We start from the raw sequence: 12827 nt of genomic DNA, 5'->3' as shown, positions 1-12827 counted from the left end.
ATTATCTGCAAAAATCCCAATCAAAATTTATTATAACACAGTTGTTATAAAATTTCCACTATTTTTTCCAATTAAATAATTATTTTTTTGTTTAAACAAAATCTTTTGATCAACAATAAAAAAGACCTGCGTAAAGCAAGTCCTTTATTGCTATTTTATTGTATCAATGTACTCTTTTATTGCACTTTCGGCAGCCTGTACACGTTTGCGGAACTCAGCAGCAGATATTCTCATTGCTCCGTTACCGAGTATTATCATCTGTTCAAGTCCGTCAGATGTAGCAACACGTACTCTGTGCTTTTTAGAAAGCTCATGACTTACCTTTTCTATATATGAATCAGCAGTTTCAGACTCTTGTGTATAAACGATATTGATATTGCAATACTTCTCGATCTCACGGTGTTTTCCCTTAACGCGGTATGCATCGAAAACGAGGATGAGTTCGCTGCCGTTATATCCCTGATAATTGCACATCCTGTGTATAAGCTCAGCTCTTGCTGCATCTAAGCTTTCCTCTGCTATCTTTTTGAGGTCGTCCCATGCAAAGATAATATTATAGCCGTCAACGAGCAGATAGTCAGGACCTTCATACTGCGGAAGTCTTACTTTTTTATCTTCAATAGAAACTGTTTTTGTCTTTTTAAAGGCTCTTACAGGATCTCTGTTGATCTTACCGTATGTCATTTCAAATATCGCCATAAGCTCCTCGTCACTTACGGCTTTTTCCATGAATTTTGCAGCTTTGGCATTTCTTTGATCTTTGCTTTCGTTCTCCTCACTTTCATCAATCGAAAGAGGCAGATGCATATGCTCATATACCTCGTCCCATTTAACTACATAACCTGCGCCATGTGAACAGAATATGGAATCTGCACTGTTTTCGACATCACTTTCGCAGTCATAGCCGATCTCTGCAATGACTTCATCTGTATTATGACATTCCTTGTAGCCGCTGAGCACAAACGAGATATTTCCATTTCCGTGAGTATAAGCCAATAGCTCCGAACGATAACCGCTGATTTCCGAAACAGGAGCGTTTCCGCGAATTATAGTCATATCACCGTGGTTTTCAGGAGCTTCAAATTCAGCGCACATATGCTGCAGGTCAGATATTGCTTTGCCAACGTTTTCAGTTGGGATTTCTATCTCATAATCATAGTAAGGCTCAAGAAGTACTGATTCCGCACAGCGAAGACCTTGTCTTACTGCACGGTATGTAGCTTGTCTGAAGTCGCCTCCCTCTGTGTGCTTCAGATGTGCCTTTCCTGCAACAAGCGTCAGCTTCATATCTGTTATTGGAGAACCTGTCAGAACGCCTATATGCGTTTTTTCAGTAAGATGTGTCAGGATAAGCCTCTGCCAGTTGCGGTCAAGCTCGTCCTCGGAGCATACAGTATCAAAGCTCAGACCGCTCCCTCTTGGCATTGGCTCAAGAAGTATATGAGCTTCGGCGTAATGACGCAGCGGCTCATAGTGTCCAACACCCTCTACAAGAGCTTTTATTGTTTCCTTATAAGTAACTGCTCCGTTTTCAAATGAAACTGTATATCCGAAACGCTCCGAAATAAGCTTAACAAGCACTTCCAGCTGAACAGCACCCATTATCTGGATATGTATATCCCTGTTCTGTTCATTCCAGCAGATATGTAGCTGAGGATCTTCATCTTCAAGAAGCCTTAGCTCTTTAAGAACATCAAAGGCGTTTTTGTCATCAGGATAAATAACCCGATACGTCATAACAGGCTCGAATAATACATCGTCTGAATTATGCTCAGAACCTATTCCCTGCCCTGCGAATGTTCCGACAAGTCCTGTTACTGCGCATATCTCACCTGTTTCTGCTGCATCAGCTGTTCTGAATTTATCGCCTGTGTAGAAACGGATCGAGCTTACCTTGCATTTTTGTTCGTTTCCATCACAGTCCATATAGCAGAGCTCGTCCCTCATTTTCAGAGAACCGCCTGTGATCTTCATGTGAGTAAGGCGGCTACCCTTAGAATCATAGGATATTTTATATACTTTCATTCCAAGCTCGTTTTTGTACTTTTTTTCGCAGGTATACTCACTAAGAGCTGACAAAAATTCATCAACTCCCTGCATTTTTAATGCAGAACCGAAAAAGCAAGGGAAAATACGTCTTTCGCTTACAGCCTGTATGATATCTGTTTTATCAACAGAACCTCTGTCAAGATATTTTTCCATAAGCTTTTCACTGCAAAGAGAGGCGTTTTCTGTTATATCATCGAAGCTTCCTGTAAAATCGACTATGTTCTGTGATAAACGTTTTCTCAGATCGTTTATCACAAAGCTTTTATCGGCGCTTATAAGATCCATTTTATTTACGAAGATAAAAACAGGAACTTCATATTTTCTGAGCATATTCCATAGAGTCGAGGTATGGCTTTGAACACCGTCAGAGCCGCTTATTACTAATATAGCATAATCGAGAACACACATAGTACGCTCGGTTTCGGCAAGAAAATCAACGTGCCCCGGAGTATCAAGAAGTGTGATGCGCGAATCTTTTGTATAGAGCTCTGCCTGTGCTGAAAAAATTGTGATACCGCGTTCTCGCTCAATAGAATTAGTGTCAAGAGCAGTATTTCCACTGTCAACACGTCCTAAATTACGAATGCTCCCCGATTTATAGAGCATTGCTTCCGCAAGAGTAGTTTTACCCGAGTCAACATGGGCTGTTATGCCGACAGTTATTTTTTTCATTGTATCGCCTCACATTTATTATAGAATTTTATCATAAAAAACAACTTTTGTCCATCTTAGGAATAATATTATCTTATCACATGAACTCTGATCAAAGCATATAATATCAAAAACAACTTCAACAAAAGGTGAACTATGCGATATCGAAAAAGGTCAAACAGATCACAATGTAGATTATTCATCTTTCTCTTATCAGCAGTGATAATAGTTCTTATCGCTATGATAAAAACAGAAAAAAGCATAAAGCCCGTGGCTGAGTTACAGTCAGAGCACATTGCACAGAAAACTGCTGCTCAGATAATCGAAAAAACAGTTTCGGATTACCTTGAAGCTAACAGATTTACATACAGTGATTTTGCAGCAGTTTTATATGATAACGAGAAAAAAGTGTCAGCAATTGAGACTATCCCCTATAACATAAATAAAGTGCAGTCAGAGCTTGGAGCATTAATAAATAAGAATCTCGAAAGGAACTGCGGAAAGGCAGCTGAAATACCTGTAGGTTCCCTGATGAACTCAAATATTTTAGCCGGAAAAGGTCCAAAAATAAATATCCGAATATCACCTGTTGGTTCAGCACAGATAAAAATAGAGAACGAGTTTTCAAGCGGAGGACTAAATCAGACCTGTCACAGGATATCTGCGGTGATCACGGTAAAAATGACATCATCTGTGCCGCTTTACAGTTTTGATATAAATACAGAATTTGAGTTTATACTTGCTGAAAATGTCATAGTAGGGAGAGTTCCAGAAATCTCACCTTACAATATCAGGTAGAGTATTATTTACTTGTTTCCCTCAGCACATACCCATTTTTTACCTTCCTGAGTATGTATTTTTATATCTTTAAAGCCTGCATTTTCAAGCAGAATCCGAAACTCTTCAAGAGTTGGATTAAAAAGCTGATATTTCTGTACTCCTTCAATATCATCTTCGTCAAGCTCTGCGTCTCCATTTATATCGGCAACAATAAGAAATCTGCCGCTTTTTGCAAGAACGCGGTATACTTCCTTTAAATTTTCCTGCGGATCAGGCCAGAAATAAAAGCTTTCAACTGTGATTATTTTTTCAAAATAATTATCATCAAACGGAAGCTTTTCAACCGAGGCTTCAATTATGCGAACTTTTCCGCTTTCCACATCACTAGCATTATGCTCCATTGAAAGCTTTACCGATAATTCAGAATAATCTACACCCAAAACAGTACTATTATTCAGTCTTTTTGAAATTTTATTTATTGTTTCACCGCCGCCGCAGCCTATGTCCAGCACCCTGTCGTTATCATTGAAATCAAAAAATCCCAGAGCCCACTCTGTTACAGGAGAATGATGAGTATTCATGCCTGCCAGCATTTCTGCTCCTGCCTTTCCGTGAGGCTTTCTTGGATCTCCCAACTCAGTTATTGATACTTTTTTATCGTTCACAATTATTCTCCTTTCAAGCAGCTTTGCAGCTCAATGGTGAGCAAAAGGTTACAGAAAAAGCGGCATATCGCCCATAATAACTCCAACCTAAAAAGGCTGACGTAAAACGACAGCCTTTTTATAATTATTCTACTGTAACACTCTTTGCAAGATTTCTCGGCTTATCTACATCATAGCCCTTTGCAACGGATACATAATATCCAAGAAGCTGAAGCGGGATAACAGAGAGACTACCTGCAAAATGGCAGTCAGTCTGTGGAATATATACTGTGAAATCTGCGAGATCTTCCATGCTGTAGTTGCCGTATGTTGTGAGTCCCATGAGAGAAGCTCCGCGGCTCTTTACCTCAACCATATTGCTTACAGTCTTCTCATAAAGCTCCTGCTGAGTAAGTACACCGATTACCGGTACTCCTTCCTCAATAAGGCTGATAGGACCATGCTTGAGCTCACCTGCTGCATATGCCTCAGAGTGGATATAACTGATCTCCTTCATTTTTAGACTTCCCTCAAGACCGATTGCATAGTCTATGCCGCGTCCTATGAAGAATGCGTCCTTAGCACTTGCAAGCTTGTTGGCATACCACTGGATACGCTCCTTATCTTCAAGTATCTTCTCGATCTTGTCAGGAATCGTATAAAGCTCTTTGAGAAGCTCATCGCACTTTTCTTCTGTCATTTCACCGCGTGCAACTGCAAACCTTAGAGCAAGGAGATAACCTGCGATAAGCTGTGTGCTGTATGCCTTAGTTGTAGCGACAGATATCTCAGGACCAGCAAGTGTATAAAAAACGTTATCTGCTTCACGGGCAATTGAAGAACCGACTACATTAACGATACCAAGAGTCATTATTCCTTTAGACTTTGCCTCTCTGAGAGCTGCAAGGCTGTCAGCTGTCTCACCGGACTGACTGATAACGATAACAAGACTGTCCTTGACAAGAGTCATCTTTCTGTATCTGAATTCAGAAGCAAGCTCAACTCTTACAGGGATAGATGTAAAGTCCTCAATAACATACTGAACAGCCATACCAACATGGTAAGCACTTCCGCAGGCAACAATATATATCTGGCTTACCTTCTGCATTTCTTCATCGGTAAGACCTACATCTGAGAAATCGATCCTACCGTCCTTGATAACTGAATTGATAGTATCACGAACTACCTTTGGCTGCTCATGTATCTCCTTGAGCATAAAGTGCTCAAAACCGCCTTTTTCAGCTGCCTCAGCATCCCACTTGATCTCTGTGAGAGGCTTTGTTATTTCTTCACGATCAATATTAAAGAAAGTTACAGCACCCTTTTCGAGCTTAGCTATTTCCATATTCCCGATATAGTATACATTTCTTGTGTATTTAAGTATAGCAGGGACATCAGAAGCAACGTACGTTTCACCGTTAGCGATACCAATGATCATCGGGCTGTCTTTACGTGCGGTGTATATCTCACCCGGATAATCCTTGAACATTACACATAAAGCGTAAGAACCTCTTATTCTTATCATAGCACGTGCAATAGAATCAACAGGACCAAGACCGTATTTTTTGAAATAATAATCGATAAGCTTTACAGCTACCTCTGTATCAGTCTGAGAATTGAAAGTGTAACCACTCTTTACAAGCTTCTCCTTGAGTTCCTGATAATTCTCTATGATACCGTTGTGAACAGCTATAACATTCTCATCATCGCTGCTGTGTGGGTGTGCATTGAGAGCAGAAGGCTCACCATGTGTAGCCCAGCGTGTATGACCTATACCACAGTCACCCTTTACAGCGTCGCCGTTATTTGTCATTTCTTTAAGGACTTTAAGCTTGCCCTTAGCCTTAACGACCTCAGTATCTTTTTCTCCGTCACGAACAGCGATACCAGCCGAGTCGTATCCTCTGTATTCCAGCTTTGAAAGTCCGTCAAGCAGAATAGGTGCTGCCTGAGCACTTCCTGTAAAGCCAACGATTCCGCACATAGTTTCATTTCCTCCAACATATATTATTTAATAATTATTTGCATATCAATAAATTATATTGAAAACAGTATAACATAAATATTATATAACAAAGCGGTGATTTTGTCAACTCAAATATTGCGGACCATATTATTTTTTTATCGGTTATTCAGCAGGAAATATGCCCTTAATAATATAAAAGCTGCGTAATCTTTTGGATACGCAGCTTTTTCTTAGCATATGTAATTACTTTACAATATCATCATCAGTGAAAGGATCACCGCACTCAGGGCAGAACTTAGGAGGATTCTTAGGATCCTCGGGTTCCCAGCCGCACTTATCACACTTATAGAGCGGTGCACCCTCAGGCTTTTTCTTTCCGCAGTTGGAACAGAATCTTCCCTTGTTTACTGAACCGCAGTCGCAGGTCCAGCCGTCCGGAGTAAGAACTACAGGCTTAGGCTTGCCGCAGCTTGCACAGAACTTGCCTGTATTTGTTTTGCCGCACTCACACTTCCATGAATCAGCTGCAGGAGCTCCGCCGCCAGCAGGTACCTGAGGTGCCTGTGGCATCTGTGCCTGATTCTGCTGAGCCATTCCAAATAAAGCCTGAGCGTTCATACCTCCTGCCTGCTGAGCCATACCCATACCAAAAAGTCCCATTGCAGCGCCGTTAGGATTGCTTGCAGCATTCTGCATAGCCTGTGCCTGAGCTTCAACAAGAGTTGCAGCAGCATTTCCAGGGTCACGATTCCATGCTCTGTCTTCAAATTCCTGGATTCGCTTCATATCAGCATCGCTGACTGTAGCAGAGAGGATGCTTACAGACCATATTTTAAGACCTCTCTTTTCGATCCAAACAGGATTTACCTGTGTCTCGAAAGCCTGCTTTACCTCACTCTGCTTTCCGGGAAGCTCGTCATATCTGATGCCTGTTGCCGAAATAGCAGCAAATGCAGGCTGGAGAGCGTCAACGAACTCGCCTCTGAGCTGATTATCGAGCTCTGAACGTGTATATCTGTCAGTTACATTTCCGCAAACATTTACGTAGAAAACTACAGGATCGGCTATTCTATAGGAATAGATACCGTTGCAGCGAACGCCTACTGTAAAGCTTCTGCCAAGATCGGGATATGTCATTCTGAAAGGAACAGGATTCTGTGTACCGAACTTATTATCAACAAGCTCCTTCATGTTGAAGAAATATATCCTCTGATCCTTAGCAGCTGTACCGCCATGCTTGATACGATCCCACATTTCCTCGAAAGTTTCCTTCAGACCTGCACCGAAGCTGCTTGAGAAGATACTTGGAGATGTACCTGTTTCGTACTTATAGATACCGGGCTCTGTTGCAATTTCGGTTACTACGCCCTGATCTACCATGATCATAGCCTGACCTTCATGAACAACGATACCGCTTCCGTCTGAGATAACATTATCATTTCCCTTTGTGTTGGAAGAGTGTTTGCCAAGCTGCTTCTTGCCTCTTACAACAAGAACATCGGTCGGAATCGACTCGCAAACGTAAAATTCCAGCCATGTATCAGCCAGTGTTTGACTTGCTCCTACGAGAGCTGCCTTGATAAGTCCCATAATTATAGCTCCTTTCGGGAAATAATCCCTATAAATATTTCACGGAAAATAGCTGTTTTCCGTCATTATCCTGTTAGTATGCGAACCAACATAATGTAATTATAACATATTTTAAGAAAAAATGCACTACCTTTTAGCAATTTTCTACGGATTTTATAATATTTTTATTTTTTAACAATATTAATCCCATTCTTTCCATATATCCGGACAATAACCTATTGTAGCTTTTTTGCCGTTTCTGACTACAGGAGTACGAATTATCCGGGGATTTTCCAATATCTTTTCTTCTTTATCCTCGTCGGAAAGATATTGAAGAAGCGTTAGGAACTCCTTATCCTTGTGTTCGTTATTGATAAGCTTATCTGTTCCGCCTACAGCCTGTTTGATATTATTGAATTCCCCCCTGCTCATTCCTTTTTCTTTCATATCTATAAACTGATACTTTATTCCTCGTTCTTTAAAGTAACGCTCAGCCTTTTTGCTGTCAAAGCACTTTTTAGTTCCAAATATCTGTATATTCATCGTCAATTATCCTCCGCAAATGCAAGGTCCATATCATCAGCCGCACGAACAAGCCTGAATTCAATACTGTGAAGATCAAGACCATTTTGAGCAAAATAAAGGCGTATCGCTGTAAAACGCGAGAAAAACGGAATTTCACATTTCAAAGCAACCGGTTTGCCGTCCGTTCCGTTCCATGTGAGAGTTCCGCTTGCAGTCCCCATCGCAAATATTGTAACAGGTATCTGTGCCAGAGAACTCTGAGTTGACGAAGCTGTGATCGTAACATCGTACCAGCCCTGTTTACTTATAATAAGTGCAAATGAATGATTTTTGCCCTTTTCACTTTTTACACCTGTGAGATCAAGCTTGAAGTGATCGTCAACTTCATGGAAAACAACGGGCTCATCAGAAGCATCTTCGCCGTCTGTGCGGTTAATTATCTCAACGGTTTCGTCTTCACCCATAACACGCTTCATGGCGTGAGTATCAATTATAAATCCAAGTATATTCAAAGCATTCCTCTGAAGCTCAGCCCTTGTAAGAATTCCGTCTTTGAGTGCAGCTTCAATGTCCTCATCAACGCAGGAACTGTCTGAACATACCATATATACATCGTTCTGGGCTCTTGCCATAGGTACATAGTTGTTCCGCTCAGGATCCTTTCCGCGGTAATTCACATTAGCCCACCAGTCTGTCATGGTAAACCCTTTAAATCCCCATTCATCACGCAGCACTATGGTGTTAAGGTCGAAGCTTCCTGCCGTCCATAAACCGTTTATTGCTCCGTATGTAGTCATCACAGTTTTTGCTTTTCCGACCTTAACTGCAATTTCAAAGCTTTTAAGATAAATTTCACGCAGAGCTCTTTCGGAAACTATGGAATTAAGGAAATGGCGATTGGTTTCCTGATTATTTGCGCAAAAATGTTTGATAGTTCCTGCAACTCCAGCTTTATGAAGTCCCTTTAACTCCGCAGATGCCATATGTCCCGTAAGAAACGGATCTTCAGAAAAATACTCAAAATTTCTGCCGTTCAGAGGGTGACGGTGAATATTCATACCGGGCCCAAGCAGGCAATCCACCCTGTTTGCTATCATTTCAGTTCCTGTGAACTCAAAAAGCTCCTCTATAAGTTTGCGGTTGAAAGTTGATGCGATAAGAGTTCCGTTAGGCAGACTGAAAGCTTTTGTTCCGCAGTCAAGTCTCATGCCCGACGGACCGTCAGAGCAGCATCCTGCCGGTATTCCAAACTTAACGAGTTCATCTGAGACACCTCCGAAAGCAGAAGCAGTACCTGCGGTAACACGCGGACTGCCCATTCCTTCACCGCGTATGATACATGATAGATCGTGTTCGGAAAGCTGCGCAACAAATTGCTCCATAGTGTATTTTCCTTTTTTTACATCTGCAAGCTTGATACCCTTATCACCGGTGTAGGCTATTTCAGCAGGCAGCCTGTCGAGCCGGCGCTTTTCCTCGTCCACCTTGCTTAGCGGTGCTTTTTCCATAACATAAGCTACACTATTATCCGATGAAACAGCCTTTATCCTGTCAAATTCAGTAACAGGGGCAAGAGCCTGTGAGCATTTTTCGGTTACTGTATCTTCACCGAGCTCTGCTGAATATACATATTCAGCGCTTCTTACATCACTTCCAACGAAGAATCTGTACTCACCTTTTTCAAGTATCCAGCAATAGGGTTCACCTGTTATGCCGCTATCGTCATATGAAGCTATATCATTAAGATCAACTGAAATCGATATAGTCTGTTCTTCGCCATGAGAAAGCTCCTTTGTTTTGGCAAAACCACATAAAACTCTTGACGCCTTGCCAAGTCTGCCCTGCGGCGCCTCACAGTATATCTGTACTACTTCCTTTCCATTATATCCGCCGATATTTGATACCTTTACTTCAAATGTTATTTCGTTGCCTTTTCTTGTGATATTTTCAGTTTTTATATCAAATTTAGTATAAGATAGTCCGTAGCCAAATGGATAAAGCACTCTATTTGGGGCAAATGTCTCGAACCAGCGATATCCTACGAAGATATCCTCGGTATAAACTGCTTTTTCCTTATCGCCGAAGTAACTATCAGAGGGGTAATCTGAAATATTATATGCAATAGTATCAGGCAGTTTACCAGAAGGGCTTACCTTGCCTGTAAGAACAGCAGCTGTGCCTGTGCCTCCTGTCATTCCGCCCTGCCATACATATAATAATGTATCAGGAGAACACTCCAGTATCTGTTCAAGATCAATAAGCCCGCCCACATTAAGCAGTACAATGACTTTTTTGAAGTGCTTTCTCACTTTTTTGAGCATACCGAGCTCTGTCGATGTCAAAAGATATGAACCCTCTTCAAGACGAGCGTCCTGTTCTTCACCTGCTGTTCTTCCTATTATGACAATGGCTGTATCACTTACAGAAGCGGATTCTTTTACTATGCTTTCATCAAGGGGCATTTCCTTCTGATTCCACGGTTCTCCGCCCCAGCCGTCGCCCTGATCAAAGGGATTTTTTTCGTCCCATTTTCGATATATGTCATAAAGCTTTTCATTTATACTTATGCCCGCTTCGATAAGTCCGTCAACGATCCCCGTAACCTTTGAAACATTGACCATTCCGCCTGAGCCTGTACCGCTCTTATAATAGTGAAGCTGTATACGTCCGAAAACGGAAACTGTTTTACCTGTATCAAGAGGAAGGGCATTGTTATCATTTTTCAGCATAACAATTCCCTCTGAAACAGTTTCTGCGGCTTTTTCAAGGTATTTATTCCAATCAAGAGTTCTTTTCATAGCTATTAACCTCTTTGTGAAAAATATTATGAATACATTATATCAAATTTATTATATCATTGCAAGGACTTTAGTCATTAGTATACAAAAAATTCATTTTTATAAAAAAAGCGAGGCATTTGCCTCGCTTTCAATGTATTTATTAACCAAAGTATCTCTTGAGAAGCCCCTCAAAAGCCTTGCCGTGACGAGCTTCATCCTTTGCCATTTCATGAACAGTATCGTGGATAGCATCGAGATTGAGCTCTTTAGCTCTTTTAGCAAGCTTGAGTTTACCCTCAGTAGCACCGTGCTCTGCAGCAACTCTCTTTTCAAGATTTTCTTTTGTTGAAGCTGAAACAACTTCACCGAGAAGCTCAGCAAATTTAGCAGCGTGCTCAGCTTCCTCATATGCAGCCTTTTCCCAGTAAGCACCGATCTCAGCATAGCCTTCTCTATAAGCTACTCTTGCCATTGCAAGATACATACCAACTTCAGAGCATTCGCCGTTGAAGTTAGATCTGAGGCCATCAAGTATCTCCTGATCTGTTACAGCCTTTGCAACTCCCAGTTCATGCTCGCAAGCAAAAACCAGCTTCTCACCTTTTTCTTTTTCAATGAATTTTGAGCCCGGAACACCGCACTGTGGACATTTTTCAGGTGGTTCATTTCCTTCGTGAACGTATCCGCAAACTGGACATACATAAGTTTTCATAATAATTACCTCCATTGTTTTGAAAAAATTTTTTAGTCCAAGCTAAGCTGAAAGCCATGCTGTTATGGACATTTTAAACTGAATGCTTTACTCTGTCTCGCTCCTCGGCGCGTTTGCCGTTATTGAAGCGGTCAAGAGTACCAACAAGATATCCTGTGATCCTTCTTATTCTGTCAAACGGAACATCTTGTGCAAAATCATAGCGGAGATCAACGTATTCACCGTCGGTCTTAACAGTCATACTAAGAATCTCTCTGTCACTGTACTTCTTCTTGCCATAGTCGATATAGGCGTTGATCTCTTCCTGTGAGAGCTGCTCGCCAATTACATTGATTTTCATAATTTTTGACCTCCATAAACATAGTATTGACAAATGTCTGAATATATTGTATCATAAAAGAAATCAAAAATCTGTTGCATATGCAACTTTTGGAGAGTTTTTATGTTACCGGAAGATAATATTTTATTTAAAGGAATAGAACGTGAGGATTGCAGCCGTATGATAGGCTGTTTTAATGCTGATATAAGGAAATTCAAGTCAGGCAGCCGAATCATGGATTACTCTGATAATCCTGACAAGCTTGGAATAGTACTTAGCGGTACTGCTGTTATGGTTCGATACGATGCAAATGGAGTGCGTTCTATTATGGAATCCCTCGGTGAGCAGAGCGTATTTGGAGTTTATTTTACTTTTACAGCTTCACAGCGCAGCGGGATCGAAATAGCAGCCGACACTGACTGTGAGATCATGTTCGTAAGGCGCTCGGAAATAACGAAACGATGTGAAAATGCCTGTCAGTGTCATTCTCGGGTGGTTGAGAATCTTCTTGATCTTATGTCAGAAAAGGCTATATCCCTGAATGAGCGTATAGAAGTTCTCAGTCAGCGCTCTATAGAAGATAAGCTTATCAGCTGCCTGAGTATAATCGAGGAAAAAACTCCGAAAGGCAAATCACCTCAGATACCATTTTCAACTACTGCCCTGTCTGACTATCTCTGTGTCAACAGAAGCGCCTTGCAGCGTGAGATTTCAAGGCTGAAAAAGGCTGGTATACTTACAATATCAAAGCGAAAATTCAAATTGCAGCATAATCCGGATCACGACATTTAGAACAACAACTTTGGAATTAATAAAAAATATGTTGACTTTT

The 12827-nt window shown here is 41.1% G+C and carries 10 protein-coding genes; 2 read left to right on the top strand and 8 right to left on the bottom strand.

The window, feature by feature from the left end; genetic code table 11:
- Positions 1-150: 150 nt before the first annotated feature.
- Positions 151-2721, bottom strand: a complete 2571-nt coding sequence (locus tag K5677_RS01315) for a TetM/TetW/TetO/TetS family tetracycline resistance ribosomal protection protein (protein ID WP_296723774.1) — start codon at positions 2719-2721, stop codon at positions 151-153.
- 135 nt (positions 2722-2856) lie between these two features.
- On the opposite strand from K5677_RS01315, the gene yunB reads away from it, so the two are divergent.
- Positions 2857-3498, top strand: a complete 642-nt coding sequence (gene yunB, locus K5677_RS01310) for a sporulation protein YunB (protein WP_296723771.1) — start codon at positions 2857-2859, stop codon at positions 3496-3498.
- 8 nt (positions 3499-3506) lie between these two features.
- Here yunB and K5677_RS01305 read toward each other — a convergent pair whose 3' ends face one another.
- The 7 genes from K5677_RS01305 to nrdD all read right to left on the bottom strand — a co-directional run bounded on the left by K5677_RS01305 (position 3507) and on the right by nrdD (position 12016).
- Positions 3507-4145, bottom strand: a complete 639-nt coding sequence (locus K5677_RS01305) for a class I SAM-dependent methyltransferase (protein WP_296723768.1) — start codon at positions 4143-4145, stop codon at positions 3507-3509.
- Positions 4146-4269: 124 nt separating this feature from the next.
- Entirely contained in the window at positions 4270-6108 is a 1839-nt protein-coding gene (gene glmS, locus K5677_RS01300; RefSeq protein ID WP_296723765.1) for a glutamine--fructose-6-phosphate transaminase (isomerizing), read from the bottom strand.
- Between the two features lie 225 nt (positions 6109-6333).
- Positions 6334-7680 (bottom strand): SPFH domain-containing protein, encoded by a 1347-nt coding sequence (locus K5677_RS01295; RefSeq protein ID WP_296723760.1) that lies wholly within the window; start codon positions 7678-7680, stop codon positions 6334-6336.
- A 180-nt stretch (positions 7681-7860) separates the two neighbouring features.
- Positions 7861-8202, bottom strand: a complete 342-nt coding sequence (locus K5677_RS01290) for an arsenate reductase family protein (protein WP_296723757.1) — start codon at positions 8200-8202, stop codon at positions 7861-7863.
- Positions 8203-8204: 2 nt separating this feature from the next.
- Complete coding sequence (locus tag K5677_RS01285) at positions 8205-10982, bottom strand: glycoside hydrolase family 3 C-terminal domain-containing protein (RefSeq protein WP_296723754.1); 2778 nt, start codon at positions 10980-10982, stop codon at positions 8205-8207.
- A gap of 142 nt (positions 10983-11124) precedes the next feature.
- Positions 11125-11676, bottom strand: a complete 552-nt coding sequence (locus tag K5677_RS01280; RefSeq protein ID WP_296723752.1) for an NADH peroxidase — start codon at positions 11674-11676, stop codon at positions 11125-11127.
- 73 nt (positions 11677-11749) lie between these two features.
- Entirely contained in the window at positions 11750-12016 is a 267-nt protein-coding gene (gene nrdD / locus K5677_RS01275) for an anaerobic ribonucleoside-triphosphate reductase (protein WP_296723749.1), read from the bottom strand.
- A 102-nt stretch (positions 12017-12118) separates the two neighbouring features.
- Between nrdD and K5677_RS01270 the strand changes: the two genes are divergently transcribed.
- On the top strand, positions 12119-12787 hold the full coding sequence (locus K5677_RS01270; RefSeq protein WP_296723746.1) for a Crp/Fnr family transcriptional regulator: 669 nt from the start codon (positions 12119-12121) through the stop codon (positions 12785-12787).
- Positions 12788-12827: the final 40 nt, after the last annotated feature.

This window comes from Ruminococcus sp. (genome assembly GCF_024684275.1).
Note: the sequence above shows the minus strand (reverse complement) of the source record. Positions and strands in the feature narration are given on the sequence as shown.